This is a genomic window from Allolucifera butyrica (assembly GCF_900476375.1).
Classification (GTDB): domain Bacteria; phylum Bacillota; class Negativicutes; order Sporomusales; family UPPP01; genus Lucifera; species Lucifera butyrica.
On sequence record NZ_UPPP01000052.1, the window covers coordinates 1 to 18,944 of the forward strand.

Annotated in this window: 19 protein-coding genes; 7 read left to right on the plus strand and 12 right to left on the minus strand. The window is 46.4% G+C overall.

Going from position 1 to position 18,944, the window contains the following annotated elements; translation table 11 throughout:
* Positions 1-58: 58 nt before the first annotated feature.
* From LUCIF_RS00975 to LUCIF_RS00985, 3 genes are all read right to left on the minus strand, one after another.
* Positions 59-1,966: an ABC-F family ATP-binding cassette domain-containing protein gene (locus tag LUCIF_RS00975; protein WP_122626009.1), complete on the minus strand. Its 1,908-nt coding sequence runs from the start codon at positions 1,964-1,966 to the stop codon at positions 59-61.
* 109 nt (positions 1,967-2,075) lie between these two features.
* Positions 2,076-2,720 (minus strand): phosphoribosyltransferase, encoded by a 645-nt coding sequence (locus LUCIF_RS00980; RefSeq protein WP_122626010.1) that lies wholly within the window; start codon positions 2,718-2,720, stop codon positions 2,076-2,078.
* Between the two features lie 162 nt (positions 2,721-2,882).
* Complete coding sequence (locus LUCIF_RS00985; RefSeq protein ID WP_122626011.1) at positions 2,883-3,875, minus strand: aldo/keto reductase; 993 nt, start codon at positions 3,873-3,875, stop codon at positions 2,883-2,885.
* Positions 3,876-4,006: 131 nt separating this feature from the next.
* Here LUCIF_RS00985 and LUCIF_RS00990 point away from each other — a divergent pair, with 131 nt between their 5' ends.
* On the plus strand, positions 4,007-4,768 hold the full coding sequence (locus tag LUCIF_RS00990) for a sulfite exporter TauE/SafE family protein (protein ID WP_122626012.1): 762 nt from the start codon (positions 4,007-4,009) through the stop codon (positions 4,766-4,768).
* 38 nt (positions 4,769-4,806) lie between these two features.
* Here the strand turns inward: LUCIF_RS00990 and dapF are convergent, their stop codons facing one another.
* Together dapF and LUCIF_RS01000 are read right to left on the minus strand one after the other, a co-directional pair.
* Positions 4,807-5,664 (minus strand): diaminopimelate epimerase, encoded by an 858-nt coding sequence (gene dapF / locus LUCIF_RS00995; protein ID WP_122626013.1) that lies wholly within the window; start codon positions 5,662-5,664, stop codon positions 4,807-4,809.
* A 55-nt stretch (positions 5,665-5,719) separates the two neighbouring features.
* Complete coding sequence (locus LUCIF_RS01000) at positions 5,720-6,157, minus strand: GNAT family N-acetyltransferase (protein ID WP_122626014.1); 438 nt, start codon at positions 6,155-6,157, stop codon at positions 5,720-5,722.
* Between the two features lie 165 nt (positions 6,158-6,322).
* Here LUCIF_RS01000 and LUCIF_RS01005 point away from each other — a divergent pair, with 165 nt between their 5' ends.
* Together LUCIF_RS01005 and LUCIF_RS01010 are read left to right on the plus strand one after the other, a co-directional pair.
* Entirely contained in the window at positions 6,323-7,195 is an 873-nt protein-coding gene (locus LUCIF_RS01005) for an AraC family transcriptional regulator (protein ID WP_122626015.1), read from the plus strand.
* A gap of 55 nt (positions 7,196-7,250) precedes the next feature.
* Entirely contained in the window at positions 7,251-7,994 is a 744-nt protein-coding gene (locus tag LUCIF_RS01010; RefSeq protein ID WP_122626016.1) for a hypothetical protein, read from the plus strand.
* A 140-nt stretch (positions 7,995-8,134) separates the two neighbouring features.
* On the opposite strand, the gene LUCIF_RS01015 is transcribed toward LUCIF_RS01010, so the two are convergent.
* From LUCIF_RS01015 to LUCIF_RS01035, 4 genes are all read right to left on the minus strand, one after another.
* Positions 8,135-8,836: a polysaccharide deacetylase family protein gene (locus LUCIF_RS01015; RefSeq protein ID WP_122626017.1), complete on the minus strand. Its 702-nt coding sequence runs from the start codon at positions 8,834-8,836 to the stop codon at positions 8,135-8,137.
* Between the two features lie 290 nt (positions 8,837-9,126).
* Positions 9,127-9,726 carry a nitroreductase family protein gene (locus LUCIF_RS01020; protein ID WP_122626018.1) on the minus strand — a complete coding sequence of 200 codons (600 nt, stop codon included), beginning with the start codon at positions 9,724-9,726 and terminating at the stop codon, positions 9,127-9,129.
* A gap of 89 nt (positions 9,727-9,815) precedes the next feature.
* On the minus strand, positions 9,816-10,250 hold the full coding sequence (locus LUCIF_RS01025) for an Rrf2 family transcriptional regulator (RefSeq protein WP_122626019.1): 435 nt from the start codon (positions 10,248-10,250) through the stop codon (positions 9,816-9,818).
* Between the two features lie 526 nt (positions 10,251-10,776).
* On the minus strand, positions 10,777-11,184 hold the full coding sequence (locus tag LUCIF_RS01035) for a hypothetical protein (protein WP_122626021.1): 408 nt from the start codon (positions 11,182-11,184) through the stop codon (positions 10,777-10,779).
* 312 nt (positions 11,185-11,496) lie between these two features.
* On the opposite strand from LUCIF_RS01035, the gene LUCIF_RS01040 reads away from it, so the two are divergent.
* On the plus strand, positions 11,497-12,195 hold the full coding sequence (locus LUCIF_RS01040; protein WP_165865833.1) for an MBL fold metallo-hydrolase: 699 nt from the start codon (positions 11,497-11,499) through the stop codon (positions 12,193-12,195).
* Positions 12,196-12,484: 289 nt separating this feature from the next.
* Complete coding sequence (locus tag LUCIF_RS01045; protein WP_165865834.1) at positions 12,485-12,643, plus strand: aspartyl-phosphate phosphatase Spo0E family protein; 159 nt, start codon at positions 12,485-12,487, stop codon at positions 12,641-12,643.
* Positions 12,644-12,697: 54 nt separating this feature from the next.
* On the opposite strand, the gene LUCIF_RS01050 is transcribed toward LUCIF_RS01045, so the two are convergent.
* The 3 genes from LUCIF_RS01050 to LUCIF_RS01060 all read right to left on the minus strand — a co-directional run bounded on the left by LUCIF_RS01050 (position 12,698) and on the right by LUCIF_RS01060 (position 16,003).
* Complete coding sequence (locus LUCIF_RS01050; RefSeq protein WP_122626024.1) at positions 12,698-13,723, minus strand: hypothetical protein; 1,026 nt, start codon at positions 13,721-13,723, stop codon at positions 12,698-12,700.
* A gap of 85 nt (positions 13,724-13,808) precedes the next feature.
* The gene (locus LUCIF_RS01055) at positions 13,809-15,293 is read right to left on the minus strand and encodes a sensor histidine kinase (RefSeq protein WP_207856788.1); all 1,485 of its coding nucleotides are present in this window, start codon (positions 15,291-15,293) and stop codon (positions 13,809-13,811) included.
* A gap of 47 nt (positions 15,294-15,340) precedes the next feature.
* The gene (locus LUCIF_RS01060; RefSeq protein WP_122626026.1) at positions 15,341-16,003 is read right to left on the minus strand and encodes a response regulator transcription factor; all 663 of its coding nucleotides are present in this window, start codon (positions 16,001-16,003) and stop codon (positions 15,341-15,343) included.
* A 499-nt stretch (positions 16,004-16,502) separates the two neighbouring features.
* Here LUCIF_RS01060 and LUCIF_RS01065 point away from each other — a divergent pair, with 499 nt between their 5' ends.
* Positions 16,503-17,801 carry a TolC family protein gene (locus tag LUCIF_RS01065; protein ID WP_207856790.1) on the plus strand — a complete coding sequence of 433 codons (1,299 nt, stop codon included), beginning with the start codon at positions 16,503-16,505 and terminating at the stop codon, positions 17,799-17,801.
* 49 nt (positions 17,802-17,850) lie between these two features.
* Positions 17,851-18,930 carry an efflux RND transporter periplasmic adaptor subunit gene (locus LUCIF_RS01070; RefSeq protein ID WP_122626027.1) on the plus strand — a complete coding sequence of 360 codons (1,080 nt, stop codon included), beginning with the start codon at positions 17,851-17,853 and terminating at the stop codon, positions 18,928-18,930.
* Positions 18,931-18,944: the final 14 nt, after the last annotated feature.

Here is an 18,944-nt window from a genome sequence, read left to right on the forward strand (position 1 = left end):
ATATCGTATGCCGGAAAAAGGGAAACGGTGACTTCCATTATTTGTTCGGTTAGTATTTCTATTTCCGGCTTGTTGCCTCAGCCAACTCGCTCAGATAGGCCCACCGTTCCACTAATTCGTCCAGCCGCTGTTCCAACTGCCGCTGGGCTATAATGAGTTCCTGTAAAGCGGCAAAATCACTGCCGGCGGCGTTTATTTCGTTGCCGATACGTTCTAATTCCCGCTCAGCCCCGGCAATCACATCTTCAATCTGCTCATACTCCCGCTGTTCCTTAAAGGTGAGCCTGCGTTGGCGTTCCCGCGTCCTATCCCCGCCTGTCTCTTTGGGAATAACAGGGCTTTGTCTCTTTTCTTCCGCCGCCGCTTCCGCCAAGTAGGCTTTTTCACGGTAATCGGAATAGTTTCCGGCAAACTGTTTGATACTGCCATTCCCTGTAAACGCAAAAATTTTATCCACAACCCGGTCCAAAAAATATCGGTCATGGGACGCAGTGATAACCGCTCCGTGAAAATTATCCAAATAATCCTCCAGAACGGTTAGGGTTTGAAGGTCAAGATCGTTGGTAGGCTCGTCCAGCAGTAAGACATTCGGCGCTCCCATCAGCACTCTCAGCAGATATAGCCTTCGCTTCTCACCGCCGGACAGCTTGGCAACGGGCATCCACTGCAATGCCGGCGGGAACAGAAACCGTTCCAGCATTTGTGAGGCGCTGACCGTGCCGCCGTTATCGGTCGTTATAAACGGGGCCACTTCCTTAATCGAATCAATAACGCGCACATTCTCATCCAACGCTTGGTTTTCCTGCGAAAAATAACCGATCTTCACCGTCTGGCCCACTTCTACCTGACCGGCGTCCGGCGCCAACTGTCCGGCAATCAGATTCAGCAGGGTAGATTTACCACTGCCATTGGGTCCAACGATCCCCACCCGGTCATTTTTTAATACCAGATAACTGAAATCATTTATACAGTTACAGTCACCAAAACTCTTAACGAGATGCTGCAATTCAACAATTTTCCGTCCCAGCCGGCTGGCGCCGGCCGTCAGCTCCAGTTGTTTGCCGCCCGCCTCCGTTGGAACCGCGCTAAGTTCTTCAAACCGTTCAATCCGCGCCTTCTGTTTCGTCGACCGCGCCTTGGCTCCTCGCCGTATCCAGGCAAGTTCCTGACGCAAAAGATTTTGCCTTTTCTGTTCACTGGCCTCCTGCTGCGCTTCCCGCTCCGCTTTTAATTCCAGAAAGCTGCTATAATTGCCGGTATAAGTGTACAATTTTCCTTTATCCAGTTCGATTGTACGGGTTACCACCCGGTCAAGAAAATAACGGTCGTGAGTAACCATTAATAAGGCACCCTTATGGTTCATAAGATACTGCTCCAGCCAGGCTACCGTGTCATTGTCAATATGATTGGTAGGTTCATCCAAAATAAGCAAGTCCGCCGGATTAATCAGAGCCGCAGCTAACGCAACCCGCTTACGCTGTCCGCCGGAAAGAGAACTGACAACGGCAGTATAGTCCTGAATACCCAGCCTGGTCAGGATAATCTTCGCATCGCTTTCCAGCTTCCAGGCATTATAGACTTCCATCTGCTGGGTCAAGGCTATCAGTCTTTGCTGTAACTTAGCATCTTCCGGCTGACGGTATGTCTGGTATAAAACCGCTTCATATTCTCTAATAATTCGCATAACCGGCAAATCTCCCCGGAAGATGTGCTCCAATACGGTAGCTTTGCCGTCAAATTCGGGGTTCTGTGGTAAATATCCGGTTTGTACACTGCTGCCGATGGTAATCTTGCCGCTGTCGGTCGTTTCCAGACCGGCAACCGTTTTCAAAAATGTGGATTTTCCCGCTCCATTCACGCCGATCAAACCGATTTTATCGCCTTCATCAATACCAAATGTGACGTCGGCAAACAGCACCCGCTCGCCATAGCTTTTGGCAATGTTCTCTACGGACAGTAAATTCATAAATATAGCCCTTCTTTTAATAAATCTGTTTTAAAATTTAATTCTCTCCTTTTGTTTCACTATCCTGCCGTATTGGGGATAAAGCATAAGAGCCGCAGAGCTGCGACTCTTATGCTTTATTCCGGTTTACTTCGGACAAAATGGCCAATACTGCCTCATCCGGCGTCTGGGAAAAATCTTCGTAATACATGCCAACCGCCCGGAATAACTCCGGTTGAACAGGACAAATTACCGCATTAACCTCTTTTGCCAGCAACTTTACCACATCCGGCGGCGCTACCGGCACGGCAATGGTAATTTCCACCGGACTCAGTTTTTTTAACCACTGTACTGCAGCCCGGGCCGTATAGCCCGTAGCAATTCCGTCGTCAATAAGAATCACGCTTCGATTTTTTACTGCCGGCGGCTTATCGCTGCCCGTATAAGTCAACAGCCGGCGTTTAATTTCGGCATATTCCTCCCGCAGCACCGGACTGAGCTCTGTCTGATCAATTCCGGACCGGTCCAGGAGACTCTGGTCCCAAACCGCGCTGCCGTCCGGCATAACCGCACCGACGGCGACTTCCGGATTCAGCGGATGACCAATTTTTCTGGTGATTAATAGCCCCAGACTACAATTTAATCTCCGGGCTATGGGAGCCGCCACGACCACACCGCCGCGCGGCACTGCCAGCAAACGTACGTCTTCACCATAGCGGCCGGCAGCCAGCCTGTCCGCCAGCATTTGACCGGCATGATTACGGTCTTTAAACATGCTCTTCCCCCCTTAACCGTTCTGACCCGCACTTTTTGCTTATTCTTTCGCAAGGGAGAAGAAGTTATCCGCAACTTAGCAGCATGGCGCGGTATACGGTATCGTTAATCAGATTTCTGCCGGTATGGATGAACGAAACAAAGGAAAACCAGACAGGACCACTTAGCTCTGCAAAATAGTATCGATAACTTTCAGTTCTTCCGCGCTGAATTCCATACAATTCAGCGCACCGGCGCAATCGTCAATTTGACTAACCTTGCTGGCGCCGATCAATACGGACGTTACCGCCTTCTTGCGCAGCACCCAGGCTAAAGCCATCTGAGCCAAACTCTGACCGCGATTTCCGGCGACTTCACACAGCATTCTGACCTTTTCCATTAAATCTTCCTTTAAATCGGCCGGATTTAAAAATTTGCTTTCACCGGCCGCGCGCGAATCGGCCGGAATTCCATTTAAATACCGGTTGGTAAGCACACCTTTTCCTAGCGGTGAAAAGGCAATACACCCCACTCCTTCTGCCGCCAGAAGATCAAGCAATTCCGGTTCAACCCATCTGTCCAGCATGGAATACCGGGCCTGATGTATAATGCAAGGGGTACCCAGTTGCCTGAGAATGGCAATGGCCGCTTTGGCTTGTTCCGGCTTATAGTTTGAGATGCCTGCATATAATGCTTTTCCCTGCCGTACTGCCAGGTCGAGGGCGGTCATGGTTTCTTCCAGGGGAGTCTCCGGATCGGGACGATGATGATAGAGAATATCCACATACTCCAGTTTTAAGCGTTTTAAACTTTGATCAAGGCTGGCGGTAAGATACTTTTTTGAACCCCAATCGCCATAGGGACCCGGCCACATTGTATACCCCGCCTTGGTTGCAATAACCATTTCATCCCGATACCCTTTAAAATCGTCCTTTAAGATTCTCCCGAAAGTTTCCTCCGCTGCTCCCGGCGGAGGACCGTAATTATTGGCAAGATCAAAATGGGTAATCCCTAAATCAAAAGCCCGCCTGATCATCATCCGGCTATTCTCATAACAATTAACATCACCGTAATTATGCCAGAGTCCCAATGAAACCGCCGGCAACATTAACCCGCTTTGCCCGCAGCGGTTATATTTCATTCCGCTATATCTGCCGTCCTTTGGTATATATGCCATTCTTTTCTCCCCTTTCTTCTAATGCAGTATTGGAACCCACAGAAATCTACTTTTATTATAAATTAGCTTGGCTTTATCTTTCTATGCTAAAATAAAATAAATAGTCAAACGTCTCCTGAAAGGATAAGGACATGCTAATTTTCTTTACAATGTTCGGCTTAGGCTTACTGCTCGGCTTTATCGGCGCCGGGGGCGCCGGTACCGTTATCGCTCTTTTAGTTACCGTATTCGGTGTTCCAATCCATACGGCGCTGGGAACCTCCCTCAGCGGAATGATCTTTACTACCCTGTCCGGCGCTTTCAGCCATTTTCGCGAAGGCAATATTGTAACCCGCATTGGGACGGCCGTGGGAATTTTCGGAGCGGCCGGAGCATTCACAGGCGCCAAAATCGCGGTTTTTTTGCCGTCAAACGACCTCAAATGTCTGACAGCCGGTATGCTGTTCCTCTGTGGCATTTTGTTTTTCATCCGTTTTTATTTTGCCTCTACAGGCATTTTTTCCCGGTTGGAACCGGATTCCCCGCCGGCTGGATTCCGGTTCTGGACCGCTGCCTGCGGCTTGGGAATTGTTACCGGCATTTTATCCGGCACTTTCGGCATTGGCGCTACCCCGTTCATCCAAATCGGTCTATTGGTCTTCTTTGGGATGTCGATTCAGCAAGCAGCCGGAACGACCATGCTTATCATTTTGCCAATTGCTTTGCTTGGCGGTTTAGGTTATTTAACAGAGGGGTATCTGGATGCCGGATTGTTTCTTAAGGTGACGGCGGGATTAATGTCCGGGAGTTATATGGGCGCTAAATTTACCAACCGTCTTCCTTTGCCGTTTCTAAAAGCAGCGATGGTCTCCGTCCCCATCCTGGGTGGCTTTTTGCTGTTGTGGGGATCTTGAAAAAGAGACTCGCCTGATTAACCAGGCGAGTCTCTTTTTCAGGACCTGATTTGATTCCAGAAATCGTCGGCAAATACCCCTTTACTGACCGGCGTAACCGGACCGGTCATAAATACATGTCCGTCTTGCCGGATATCAATTTTAATTATGCCGCCGGGCATATGCACAGTGATCTCATTATCAACCAGGCCCAGTTTATAAGCGGCGCTGGCGGCGGCACAACTGCTGCTGCCGGAAGCCAGGGTATAGCCCGCTCCCCGTTCCCATATCTCAATCCGAATATTTTTCCTGTCGATTACTTTCAGAAATTGAACATTAATCCGGTTGGGAAACTGCGGATGCGTCTCAATAACCGGTCCCAGTTCCACCGCCGTCTCACGGGATGGTTCGTCCGCCATTACCACGCAATGAGGATTGCCGATAGACAGGCATGTTACGGCCAGCCGGCGGTTGTGAATGAGCATTGTCTCATTCACGACTTCCCGGGGCGCTCCGGTTACGGGAATCTGCCCGCTTGCAAAGGTCACCGTTCCCATATCCACGCGAATTTGGTCCCCCTTGTCGTCCAGCAATTCCACTTGAACGGCGCCGCCCAGGGTTTTTAGCGTAAATTCTTTTTGCGTAACATAGTTTGCATCAACAAGATAACGGGAGAACATACGGATTCCGTTGCCGCTCTTTTCAGCTTCGCTGCCATCGGGATTCAATATTTTCAGAGAAAAAGTATGATCCTCCTCCAACACCGGCCCATACAAAATGCCGTCGGAACCGACCCCGAAATTACGGTGGCAGATTAGCCGGATGTTTTCGGCCGATAAATTGACCTTTGTTTTATTAGGGTCAATCACAATATAATCATTTCCCAGGGCATGGTATTTATAGAATTGAAATTCCATGCAAAATCCCTCCTTTAGTTTCTTCGTCTCTCCGCCAACTAGCGGAACAGGCAATTTACAAGTATTTTTTAAATCCCTGAACAAGGCCCGGCTTGTAGCCGACGGACTCATAAAAAGCATGAGCCTCTTTCCGCTTGGCCAGGGATACCAGCATGGTATAACTACAATTCCGCTCTTTGGCGCAATTTTCAATATACCGGACCAGTTTACCGCCAATGCCCTGCCGACGGCTTTTTTCGCCGACAATGACGTTTTCAATTACCATAAAGGGGCGGCATTTTCCCACCAGATCGGTGCAAACAATTCCCGTTACCGATCCCAGCAAGCGCTGTTTCTCATCCTTTACACCGACTAAAATATAATTTGCGTTGCCGGCAACTTTTTTAAATAAATTTTTCATCAGATTTTTATCTGTTTTAATCCCGGTCAGTTCTTCATAAAGCAGGGCCAGTTCCCCTAAATCGGCAAAGGTTACGGGTGATATGGTTAACACTTCACTCCCCCCAAGGTGCTAAATTCAACTTAATTATAATAAAAATGTACTATCCGTACATTGCCGAACCTGCCAAAAAAGGTTGCAAAAGGTGCTATAGCGAATACCTCATTTAGGTATCACGGATGTTTAACCGGGCAAACAAATTTTTTGGGGGCTCCCGCAATGGACAATCATAATACGCATCTTTCCCATATAAAACGGGGTTATCTAAATACGGACTTTAGTTTTTTTAGCCTGGAAGATACACAGGCAATGCAAATTGAATCCCACTATCACGATTTTAATAAGATTGTCATATTTATTTCCGGCCAGGTTACTTATTGTATTGAAGGCACTGCCTACAAGCTGAGACCCTGGGATATACTGCTGATTAACCGGAATACCATTCATAAGCCGGTCATTGATGCAACATCGCCTTATCGGCGGATGATCATATGGTTTCAGCCTTCCTTTCTGCAAAAGTATACCAATCCAAACTATGATTTATTGACTTGTTTTGAATTGGCCGACCGACACAAATGCAATTTACTGCGAATGACACCGGAAATGCTGACAATGATACAGTCCCTCCTCTTTCAGATCAACGGCGCCTGCCAAAACCGGAGCTTTGGCGACGAACTGTTGCGCAGCTCGTTATTTTTGCAATTTCTTGTCTATCTGAACAGAATGGCTTTGGAGATAAAAAAAGATGCCGCTCCTGCCGGCATGGAATCAGACGAAACAATTGGCAAAATACTGTATTATATTGATAATCACGTTGCCGAAGACTTAAGTATTGAACGCTTAGCTTCCCTTTTTTTCCTCAGTAAATATCACCTTATGCGTAAATTCAAACACCATACCGGTTATAGCATTCACAATTATGTTCTGCAGAAAAGACTGATCAATGCCAGTCAATTTCTGCGGGCAGGACAGTCGGCCACGGCAGCGTGCCTGGAAAGCGGCTTTCACGACTATGCTAATTTCACCCGTGCCTTCAAAAAAACGTATGGATTAACTCCCACTCAATATCAGAAATTACCGGAATACGAATAGTCGTTTTTTGCCTCGCATATCACCGGAAAAATAGGATAAAGGGGAGTATCATCAAATGCCAAGAAAGACGTTGTTTATTGTCGCTTGTATTTTTATCGGTCTCCTTTTCTCCGCTCTTTGCACGGCGCAGGAGCGCAAAGAGGAATGGAAAAACCCCATGTTCGATTTTAATCAGATAAAAACAGTAGCAGTCCGGCTTTCGCTTGATAAGTCAATTTGCCCCGATGAAATTGAGCAGCGTAAATTGAATGATTTAATCAAAAATCAAGTTCTTAAAGCGGCAAATACACGGCTTAGACTTATCTCTAATGAGCAATTTGAAACAGCAATCGAAAAGTATTCCGGCCTAAACCTCAACCAACTGCGGGTTGATGACGTCAAGCAATATGAAGCCGCTATGCGGGAGTGGGCTCCGCTCATAACCGACGCCTTCTTAAACGTAGATATTAAACAGTGGGGCTATACTAAGGTCTTTGTCCCGGAAAGTACGTATACATACACTGATTATGTAACAAATTATATTACCGTACCGTATTATGATCCCCATGGGAATTTGCTTTATAGAACCCAGCCAATTCAGGTCCCTGTCGAACGGACGCAGACCATACCGGCCCATTACGACTCGGTAGCTCACGCCGGAGCACAATTTTCCCTTATCACGGCCAAAGGCAGGCAAAAAGTATGGATGCTGCTTGATCTGAGAGATGCCGGCGGCAGTAAAGAGCCAATTGAAATGACCGGGCGCATCGTTACCCGGGCTATGGAGCGGCTGCGGGAAGTAACTAAGAAAGACCGCTAACGCGGTCTTTCGGTCCATGGCGCAGGGCTCGGGGCGCAAGGAAACCCTTTGGAAATCATTTTGGGCGAACAATCCAGGCAGAAGGATCGTCTTGTCATAAGTCGTTAACGGCTTCACTCAAGACCCCTTAGCCGCCAGAATCAGCGGGAGGCCGGCTGATAGTACTGCAATAGTTCGCTCACTGTTACAAATTCATACCCCCGGGACTTCAGACTGTCAATTATACAATCCACCGCTTCCGGCGTCGGTGACGGATATTTGCCGTCATGCAGCAAAATAATGCTGCCCGGCTTAACATTCTTCAGCACGGAATCCACAATGTCTCCTACGGGGGGGCACCGCCAGTCCTTTGTGTCAATCGACCAAAGCACAATAATATATCCCCGTTCCCTGGCATCTTCCAGAACTGTCTTGCTATACTTGCCTTCGGGCGGCCGGAAAAGGGTCGGCCGGGGCGCAACTTGCGAAATTAATGTTTCATTCTTTTCTATTTCCTTATCAATTTCTTGTCGGTTCAATCCTCGCAATTTAGGATGACTGTAGGTATGATTGCCCACTTCATGGCCTTCGGCTGCTTCCTGACGCACCAGCATGGGATATTTCTCCACCCGTTCCCCTACTACAAAAAAAGTGGCTTTTACTCCTTTTTCCCGCAAGATCTGTAAAATTTTCGGCGTAGAAGTATTAAGCGGACCATCATCAAAGGTAAGGGCGACAACTTTACGGGAAGTCGGCACTTCCCGGATAGCCGGCTCGGTATCTATAATATGGTCCTCGACCTTTAATCCCACAAAGGCAACAATTAAGCAGAAAACGCCAAAAACGCTTTTCTTTGCTTTCATAGGCACCTCCCGACATGGATCCCACATTTCGCACCCTGAATTTGCGCCAACAATATTGGGACTGCAAAAAAATAATGCTTTTACGTTTCTTTTAAGATTTACTCATTTCATCTTTCTTTAGGAGAATTATTGACGAGTAACTGCAAAAGTGGGATTATTGCATCTCTTGAAAGAATATGCCACCGCCAAAAACCATATCACCTAAAAATTAAACCCTGTACACCAGTTGTACAGGGTTTAGCACTTTCTTGATCGGGTCACCAAGCAAGATTCCGGTTAAGTAAACAGTTTTAGCGAAAAACTTTAATTCGCTGCTCCAGTGGCGCAAATTGCTTAGGATCGGGCGTAACGGTCGGTTTGCCGAAAGGCATTTCTGCAATCAGCTTCCAAGTATCCGGTATTTGCCATTGCTTTTTTACGACGGCGTCTATAAGCGGGTTATAATGCTGCAGCGATGCGCCAAAACCCTCCCCTTCCAGGGCGGTCCAGACAACAAATTGCAGCATGCCGGAAGAATGCTGGGACCAAAGGGGAAAATTATCTTTATATAAAGCAAATTTATGCTGCAACCCCTCAATTACGCTCTCATCCTCAAAGAATAAGACTGATCCATAGCCATTTTTAAAGCCGTTGATTTTTTCTTCTGTGGCAGCAAATTGTTCAGTTGGAACAAGCTGACGTAAAATTTCCTTGGTTGTCTCCCATAATTTATCATGGTGCTCGCCTAATAAAAGCAGCACTCGTCCGCTTTGTGAATTAAACGAGGACGGAACGTGCGTAACGGCATTCTCGACGATTGCCCTAATTCTTTCATCAGAAACGACTCTTTCTTTACTGATGCCATATATGGACCGCCTTTCTTTAATGGCCGTATAAAAATCTTTTAACATAAATAATCCCTCACTTTTCATGATTTTACTTATAATCTATGTAATTCCATTCCAACTGCAACTGAATCAGTTACAACTGGAATAAAAATTTATTCCCCATTGATTTTTTCCACTAAACAGGCAACTAATTCCTGCATCGTAACTTGAGCCAATACTTCTTCCATGGCTGCCTGGGCCCGCAAGAATGTCAATTGCAGGATCATGTTAATATTGGCTCCGACCGGGCATTTCGGATTGGGCTGCTCATGCAAGTGAAATAGTTCTTTTTCTTTTACCACTTCCACAGCATGGTATACATCCAGTAAGGTAATCTGAGCCAAATCCTTAATCAGATAAGCTCCACCACTGCCAGGGCGAACCTTCAGGAATCCGGCTTTTTTCAATTTGCCAATTACCCTGCGGATAATAACGGGATTGGTATTGACACTGCCCGCTATCCATTCGGAAGTATTATGAGCGCTTTTTTCCACCGCCAGTAAGGATAGTATATGAACAGCAACAGCGAAACGACTGCTAATTTTCATTGTCTTCAGCTCCCGTTGTAACCATTATAGTTCCAACAAAAAATTAAGTCAAGGTTTTTCTGTTTAGAAGGATCGTCTTGTCATAAGCGGAGGTTGTCCCACATTTCGCAACCTGAACTTATAACGACAATATTTCTCCCCATCCGTAGCCACAAAGTAAATAATGATCTTATATTTCGCTTAAAATTCACTAAGTTTATCTTTTCCTGGGAGAATCATTGTCGAGTGACAGAGGACTGCGAAAAATGGGATTAGTGGTAACGGCGGAGCGTTGATAAGGCGCTTGCCGTTAATGGCTATTAAACTTATCCTTTCTAGTGCTTCAAGAAAGACCCAAAGGGTCTTTAAGTGGAAAGAAAGTATTTTACTTCTCGGCTTTCTTAAGAAGAATGTGTTATTTTTAGAAATAACCCGAAAAGTTATAATTTCTGATCCCATAAGAAAAACTGCTGCGCGGTCTTTCGGCTCGTGGATCATAGCAAAAAAAAGACCGCTAACCGCGGTCTTCCGGTAACAGTGATTATTCCTACTTTATAACTGTATTAAATGTCTCATCCCGGATTTCAATGTGGTTCTGACAAGAATGACAGGTAATCATGCCGTCTTCCGGCATTTCCACCACCCAGGCCCCGCAGTAAGGGCAAATCCCTTTGACAAAAGCGGAAGCGCCCAGCCAGGGCCCCATAAAAATGAACATGGCCCCGAAAGCCAGGAAAACCCATCCGACCAGTCCGAACTGGATATATAAGAAAAACGCTCCGCCGATGCAAAGCAGTCCCCCAATCAAAATTCCCTGCATCAATGCTTGCGAAAAACTCATTAGAGGACTTTTTACACATTTAGTACTATGATTCTTGGGCTCTACAGGGGTTGCACATTGAGGATACCGTTCCCCGTTGGTAAACCGTTCCTGACCAATTTGCGGACAGAACATAACGACCCCTCCCGAAGATAACATATTTTTGCGGGTTCTTTCACCTTGGTCTACGCCAAAGTATGAATAACAGGACCGTCTCTTTACTATTATTATATTACAAATTAGCATAAAAATAAACATAATCTTCTGATAATTATCATTGCCAATCACCCTTCACTTAGCACGGTTTTTAAATAGGCTGCAAAATGGTATAATTATTTAATAGAGACTCTTAAAGAAAAATTTAAAGGAGGGTGAATACGGGGCAATTTGCCCTGTACGTATATGAAACATAACTTACAGCTAAAAGTGCTTAAACTTGACGCAAACATGTTGAATGCACCAATGAGCATATACCCTGTTCTTATCTGGGATGATAAGGAAGCCACCCTTATTGATACCGGTTTTCCCGGCCAGTTTGAACAACTAAGGCAATCTATTGAAGAAGCGGGGGCTTCCTGGGAAAAAATTAAGCATATCATTATCACCCACCAGGACTGGGACCATATTGGTACCATACCCGATATACTTACCGCCCGTGACGGAAAAGTAACCATTTATGCCCACATTCAGGAAAAGCCGTATTTGGAAGGGAAAATTCCTTATATAAAAATGACTCCCGAACGAATCGCCTCGCGGCTCGCGTCATTGCCTGCAACAATACGGCCGCAAGCCGCCGCCCTTTTTGCGAAAATTCCTACCTTCCAGGTGAACCGGACACTGCAGGACCGGGAAACAATTCCTCTTCACGGCGGCCTTGAGATTATTCATACCCCCGGGCACACACCGGGACATATCTGTATTCTTGTAAAGTCCCTTTCCTTACTTATTGCCGGCGATCAATTACGCATTGAGAAGGGTACCTTGGTAGGTCCCGCCCCGGAATTTACTCCTGATATGCCTGCCGCCTTACAATCGATGAAAAAATTGGCTGACCACCCGATTGATCAGGTAATTTGCTACCATGGCGGTTGGTTCGGCCCTAATGCTTCCTGCCGGATTAAGGAAATCGCTCAAGAAAAACGCTGACACGGTTTTCGGTAATTGGTAAAAGATAGGGCACGAAAAAGAGCTGCAAAGCTCTTTTTAATTTTGGAAGTCTCTTCTTTGGCTCCCCCCCCTCTCCAGATAACTGGATGGGCTGCACGGGGTCGAAAAATGTCCCAAAAAATTTAGCAAAGCGTAAAAAACAAAAGGATTTTTCAACTTTCTGTCGAAGAATGTTAAAAACTGATAAAGGAGGGAATTTTGTACAACGTATTTTCAGTCACATCTTCATACCTTGTATGACAATATGTTAATTAAGGAGAGGATGGATATGAAATCAAAAGAATTCATTCGCGCCGAAATCGAAAAATTGCGTTCTAAAATGCATTCTGTGGCTTTATTGTATGGTCTCTCACACCCGAATGTTCTTAAAGCAAGTAGGCGTTTAGATAAAAAAATAAATCAATATATTAAAATATGTCAAAATTAAAAAGAGCCGTAAGGCTCTTTTTTTAATGGACGGGAAATATCCGGTTCAACTGTTTCAGGGGTTGGGCATCATTGGCGGCATAGGTCCAAAAGGGCCATGGTGCGGCTGTAGCGCGTCGGCCACAGCTTTTGCCTGAGTATCGGACAAATCGGCGGCCTTCTTTAATTCACCGATAAAGTCGGGCCGCCTTTCCCCGTGCTGCTGAAAATAGGCCTGACGTTCCTCAGGGCTCATACTCCGGACCTTTTCCATTTCCGCCCGGCGTTGGCTCTCCTTTTCCCGGAAGAAGCTCAATACCTTGTCGGCCTGATCCTGCGTAATCGTTCCTGTCTTGACCAGTTTAGCCAGATCTTCGCCAATTCTTTGCTCCGGCCGTGGCGGACGCACCGCTTCGGCCACAGCCTCCGCCTGGTTTGCTGACAAACCGGCAGCCGTCTTTAATTCACCAACAAAGTCGGGCCGCTTTTTCTCGTGCTGCTGAAAATAGGCCTGACGTTCCTCAGGGCTCATACTCCGGACCTTTTCCATTTCCGCCCGGCGTTGGCTCTCCTTTTCCCGGAAGAAACTCAGTACCTTGTCGGCCTGATCCTGCGTAATCGTTCCTGTCTTGACCAGTTTAGCCAGATCTTCGCTAATCCTTTGTTCCGGCCGTGGCGGACGCACCGCTTCGGCCACAGCCTCCGCCTGGCTTGCCGATAAACCGGCAGCCGTTTTTAATTCACCGACGAAGTCGGGCCGTTTCTTCTCGTGTTGCTGAAAATAGGCCTGCCGTTCTTCCGGACTCATGCTCATGACTTTTTCCATCTCCGCTTCGCGTTGACGGTCTTTTTCCTGTAAGAAGTTAAGTACCTTGTCGGCCTGATCCTGCGTAATCGTTCCTGCCTTGACTAACCGGGCCAGACCATCACTGATATGTTGTCTGATTATCTGCAGATCAGGCCGGCCGGCTTCCATAAAACCAGGCCCTCCGGGTCCCGGTCCTTCCTGCCTGTCTGCGGCCAGTGCCAAAGCACCTAATGATATTAAAAAACAGCCTATAGCCAAGCCACTGGTAACTTTTTTTATGAGTTTTATTTTCATGTAAATTCTCCTTCCTTAGGTCCCCTGTTGATTGTCATTATGAAGGAGAATTGTTACAGCCCTGTTACAAAAATTTATACATATATTATACGTTTTGGACCCGGTCCAATTCGAACCAGAAAATCACCCCGTCCGGCACATTTTCAACTCCATAGCGGTTGCCGTGCAATTCCTGAATGGCGCGGACAATTGACAAGCCCAGGCCATAACCGCCATATTCCCGGGTACGGGCCTCATCTACTTTGTAAAAGCTCGTCCATATTTTTTCCAGACTCTCCGTGGGAATCGGCCGGCCTGAATTATAAACATAAATACGGCTTTTCTCATTGTAATTCTCGACATATATTTTAATCTTTCTGGCAAATTCAGTGTGGTCAATGGCATTATTGATTAAATTGAGCAAAACCTGTTCCGACCGCAGTATATCTCCGTTAACGAGGCAACTTTCTTCCGTATCCAGCTCAAGGGTAATTCCTTTTTCCGCCAAAACAGTCCTGTATTTTAAAACAATCTCCTTCAGCAGTATGGAAAGGTCGAAATCGGCGCGACTCAGTTTAAAGAAGCCCGAATCAAACTGAGACAGATTGAGTAAATCCCTTACTAATTTATCCATCTTTTCCGCTTCATCAATGATGATTGAACAATAATAGTTTCTACTGTCTTCATCCTGCGCGATATTTTCCTTTAATCCCTCGGCGTACCCCAATATAAGTGCGAGAGGGGTTTTCAGTTCATGCGATACATTGGAAACAAACTCCTTGCGCATCTTATCCAGTTTTCTTTCTTTCTCCACATCCGCCATAAGCTGCTGGTTTTTCCGGTTCAGTTCCGAGATAGCTGTATCCAGTTGATCGGACAAGTGATTAATACTGTTGCCGAGTTCGCCGATCTCATCACGGCGGTTGATTGTACATTTTTGCGAAAAGTCAAGCTTCGACATACTTTGGGCAATCCGGTTCAGTTCCCGCACCGGCCGGGTAAAATTCCCGGCAAAAAAGAAGGCCCAAATACCTCCCGCCAGGATTGCCAGTACGCCTGTCAATGCCATAAACTGGGCAGCCACAGTAGCACTCTCCGAAATCGGTGCCAGCGGCAGCCTTATAACCAGAGCGTCATTATTCTTTAATTGGCGCCGTAAAACCATAAAGTCGATTTTCAGATCCGTGTCACGCTGCATTTCTAAAACGGAGTTATTGTCAATGGTCTCTTTCGAAAGTGTCTGGTTATGATGGGGTGGATCAGGAAACGGATGGGGCCGTGGAACCGGCTCATCTGCTTTATGGTCCGGAAAAGGCAAAAACGGCGGCGGCATCCGGTCGGAAATTTTATCGTTAATAACCGGGAAGAAAGAACTGTATTTGATGCGGCCGTCCGCGGAGAAGATCAATATTCCCGCTCCCATCGTATTGCCTAGCCGCTCCAGTTCCAAAGACATTGCCTCCGGATTGCCTTCATAGAGGTCATAAATCTTCTTGCTGCTGGAAATCAGAATTTCCTTCTTCTGCCAAATATAAAACTTCTCCAGTCCTAGCAGGGTCATTCCCAGCGAGATAAATACAAAAAAAAGCATCAGGGCGCTTAAGCCCAAGAAAAGTTTTGTTCTAATTGACCGTTTCATCATTCACCCTCAAACCGGTAGCCATAACCCCGGATTGTCTGAACAAGACTGCTCTTGTTTCCCAATTTCGTTCGCAATCTGTTAATATGAGTATCCACCGTTCGTAAATCGCCAAAATAGTCATAGTTCCATACCTGGTTCAAAATTTGCTGTCGGCTTAAAGCCTTACCCTTATTTTCCGTTAAGTAAATAAGCAGTTCATATTCTTTGGGACTTAAATCAAGCAGGCACCCGTCCACTAATACCTGACGGGCATTTGCATCAATTTCCAGGCCGCCGTATGCAGCCGTTTTTTCCCGTTCCAGGCGGCGGAAGAGCGCATTCACCCGGGCGGTTAGGATTTTGGGACTAAAGGGCTTCGTAATATATTCGTCGGCCCCGATCTCGAAAGCAAACAACTGGTCTATTTCCTCTCCCTTGGCCGTAAGCATGATAACCGGAATATTCATTTCCTTGCGAATTTCCCGGCATACGGTCCAGCCATCGTGGCCCGGCATCATGACATCCAAAATGGCCATATCCACCTTTTCCCGGGATAGAATATCCAAAGCAGCCTTGCCATTTTCCGCTTCTTTGATGGTATACCCCTCCCGCATCAGAAAGTCGGCAACCAACTTTCTGATGCGCATTTCATCGTCAACAATTAAAACGGTTTTATTCATTCTTCCGTCCCCTTATCAAAAATAATTTCAACTGCAAAATGTGGCTGTATATACAAATTTCTGTAACAGAACTGTAACAATTCCCCTTCATAATGAGCATAAAAGGCAGAAAGAGCATTATCATCGGCCGGACCTGCCGGAACTCTTCCGGGATATCTCCTCTCTAAGGCATCTTATAGGCAATTGTCAGTCAGGGATGTTCTCTGCTGTTTGTCACTAACATCTCATCAGCAGGGGCTTTCATAAATAGTCATTTACTAATAAATACATATTTACCGTAAATATGTATTTATTTTATTATAAATAACTATTTGTACATAGTCTAGCGAATAGCCAAAATCAATCAAAATCCAAGCTTTTTTCTCAGTAACAGAAAGTATAACTTTTCGGGTTATTCTTATACAAGCTGTTTTTTGTGTACCGAAAAGTAAAATACTTTCTTCCTGCTTAAAGACCTTTTGGGTCTTTCTTGGTACTAAATGTTTAGGAGGTTCTGTTCATGCAAAAAAATAAGCGGCTTATTATCAAACTGATGCTGCCAATTGTCACTCTGGTGATGCTCAGTTGTCCGGCACTGGCAGCGCCCGTTGAATTATCGCTGGCCGACAGTATTGCGCTGGCCTTAAAAAATAACCGGAATATAGCCATAGCCAATTCCGAGAAAGAAAATGCCTATTGGGCCGTAAAACAGGCCGAGGCAGGCAAAGGTTTTACCCTCAACCTCACTCACACCGACGAACGTTATAATACGCCGCCTTCCTATCTGACCAATTACAAGTATGTATGGACCACTAAATTTGACAATGAGCTTGCCGCCAGTTTCCCTGTTTACTCCGGCGGCAAGCTGGAAAGTCAAATTGATCAGGCCAAACTGAATCTTAAAGTATCCGATCTCAGCCTGGACGCCACCAAACAGCAATTAAGACAACAGGTCACTAGCGCTTATTTCAATTTATTGCAATACCGCAATGAATTGCAGGTAAATCAGGAGACGGTGGATAACTATACGGCTCATCTTAAGAATGTTCAGGCTCAATATCAGGCCGGCACTGTAGCCAAATCGGATGTGCTCGCAAGTAAAGTTTCCTTGGCCGACGCCCAGGACAACCTGATTAAAGCCCAAAACAATTGCGATCTAGCCGTAGCTACTCTCAATAATCTGATAGGCCTGCCTCTGGACAGCGAATCAACGCCAAAGGAAAGCCTCCGGTATGAAAAATATTCTCTCACCCTCGCAGAATGCAATCAGTACGCTTTGGCCCACCGGCCGGAAATAGCCCAATATCAGGCCCAAATCGCCAGTGCGCAGGATGATATCAAAATTGCTGAAAGCGGTTATCGCCCGAGTGTGGATCTTTTTGCCACCGAAGACTGGTATGACAAGGATCTTCCCGGTGCTGACAATAACAACTGGTCAATAGGTCTTACCGCCTCTTTCAACGTATTCGACTCGGGTCTTACCGGTTCCAAACTTAAACAAGCCCAGGCAAATTTGAAAAAGGTGCAGGAACAATCCAGTCAGGAGAGCGAATCTATATTATTGGAGGTGCGTCAGTACTATCTGAGCCTGCGGGAAGCGGAGAAACGGATTGAAACGAATCAGGTCGCGGTAGAACAGGCACAGGATAATTTTAGAATTGCCGAAGTCCGTTATCGTGCCGGCGTCGGTACCAATCTGGACGTCCTCGATGCCGTTTTATCGTTAAGCCAGGCTAAAATCAACGATATTCAAGCTTTGTACGATTACAATACCAGCAAAGCCCAGCTGGATACAGCGATGGGTATAGCCGTGGAATAAGTTTTGTTACAACCGTTCCTCCCAAGTAAAAAATAAGCGAGGTTATGTTATGCAATTTTGGAAAAAAGTTGCGCAGTACAAGAATTGGATTATCTTTCTGCTCCTTGTGGCGTTAGCGGCTGCTGGAGGAACGTTTTATTTTAAACACAAAAATAATTCGGCCGTTGTGAAAGAAACGACGGTTACTGTAGAACAGGGCGACATTCAGTCGACAGTGTCGGCTACCGGAACAATTCAAGCAGTCAATTCGGTTGATATTGCCTCCCGGGTGACAGGTCTTATCACAGATGTGAGGGTAAAAGAAAATGACCATGTAAAAGCCGGTCAGGTTTTGGTCGTCCTTGACGACACCAGTGTAAAAGCCCAGGTTGCCCAGTATCACGCCGAAGTGGAGAATTACGCCGCCGTATATGAACGCAGCAAAAAATTAGCGGCCATTGGCGGCGAATCACAGCAGCAGCTGGATTCGGACCGTACGAATTACCTGACGGCCAAATCGCAATATGACAATTACGTTACGCAGCTCGACTACTATGTTATTAAATCGCCCATTGACGGCGTGGTAATCGGCAAACCCACTCCAGCCGGCGAGACGGTAGTGCAGGGCATCTCTTCGGCGCAAACCTTGATGTCGATTGCTGACATGTCCAAAATGCAGATTAAAGTGTTGGTGGACGAGACCGATATCGGCAAAGTCCAAATAGGGCAAGCGGTTTCTTTCACCGTGGATGCCTATACGGACAAAACTTTTACTGGTAAAGTAACCGGCATTTCCAAGAGTGCCACTACTTCTTCCAATGTAGTGTATTATCCCGTATATGTCGATGTTGATTCACCACAGGGTCTATTGTATCCAACCATGACTGCCCGGGTTACGATTACTGTCGGGGAACGCAAGAATGTGCTCGTTGTCCCGCTGGCCGCCATCAAGGATAACAAAGGTCAGCAGTATGTCCAGGTGATGGTTAATGGAAAACCGCAGGATACCCCGGTTACGCTTGGTTTGCGGGATGACGAAAAAGTGGAAATCCTGAACGGTCTCAGTGAAGGCAGCAGCGTAGTAGTGCCCGATGTTAAGCCAAAAACGTCTACGGGTAACCAGCGTCAGGGCCCGCCGCCTCCCATTTAAACCTGGGAAAAAAG

Coding starts and splice junctions, on each gene's coding strand:
- LUCIF_RS01005 (WP_122626015.1), top strand. CDS start 6,323: ATGGACAATCATAATACGCATCTTTCCCATATAAAACGGGGTTATCTA.
- LUCIF_RS00980 (WP_122626010.1), bottom strand. CDS start 2,720: ATGTTTAAAGACCGTAATCATGCCGGTCAAATGCTGGCGGACAGGCTG.
- LUCIF_RS01060 (WP_122626026.1), bottom strand. CDS start 16,003: ATGAATAAAACCGTTTTAATTGTTGACGATGAAATGCGCATCAGAAAG.
- LUCIF_RS01035 (WP_122626021.1), bottom strand. CDS start 11,184: ATGTTCTGTCCGCAAATTGGTCAGGAACGGTTTACCAACGGGGAACGG.
- LUCIF_RS01070 (WP_122626027.1), top strand. CDS start 17,851: ATGCAATTTTGGAAAAAAGTTGCGCAGTACAAGAATTGGATTATCTTT.
- LUCIF_RS01040 (WP_165865833.1), top strand. CDS start 11,497: ATGTTGAATGCACCAATGAGCATATACCCTGTTCTTATCTGGGATGAT.
- dapF (WP_122626013.1), bottom strand. CDS start 5,664: ATGGAATTTCAATTCTATAAATACCATGCCCTGGGAAATGATTATATT.
- LUCIF_RS01065 (WP_207856790.1), top strand. CDS start 16,503: ATGCAAAAAAATAAGCGGCTTATTATCAAACTGATGCTGCCAATTGTC.
- LUCIF_RS01025 (WP_122626019.1), bottom strand. CDS start 10,250: ATGAAAATTAGCAGTCGTTTCGCTGTTGCTGTTCATATACTATCCTTA.
- LUCIF_RS00975 (WP_122626009.1), bottom strand. CDS start 1,966: ATGAATTTACTGTCCGTAGAGAACATTGCCAAAAGCTATGGCGAGCGG.
- LUCIF_RS01050 (WP_122626024.1), bottom strand. CDS start 13,723: ATGAAAATAAAACTCATAAAAAAAGTTACCAGTGGCTTGGCTATAGGC.
- LUCIF_RS01020 (WP_122626018.1), bottom strand. CDS start 9,726: ATGTTAAAAGATTTTTATACGGCCATTAAAGAAAGGCGGTCCATATAT.
- LUCIF_RS00985 (WP_122626011.1), bottom strand. CDS start 3,875: ATGGCATATATACCAAAGGACGGCAGATATAGCGGAATGAAATATAAC.
- LUCIF_RS01010 (WP_122626016.1), top strand. CDS start 7,251: ATGCCAAGAAAGACGTTGTTTATTGTCGCTTGTATTTTTATCGGTCTC.
- LUCIF_RS01055 (WP_207856788.1), bottom strand. CDS start 15,293: ATGCTTTTTTTTGTATTTATCTCGCTGGGAATGACCCTGCTAGGACTG.
- LUCIF_RS01015 (WP_122626017.1), bottom strand. CDS start 8,836: ATGAAAGCAAAGAAAAGCGTTTTTGGCGTTTTCTGCTTAATTGTTGCC.
- LUCIF_RS00990 (WP_122626012.1), top strand. CDS start 4,007: ATGCTAATTTTCTTTACAATGTTCGGCTTAGGCTTACTGCTCGGCTTT.
- LUCIF_RS01045 (WP_165865834.1), top strand. CDS start 12,485: ATGAAATCAAAAGAATTCATTCGCGCCGAAATCGAAAAATTGCGTTCT.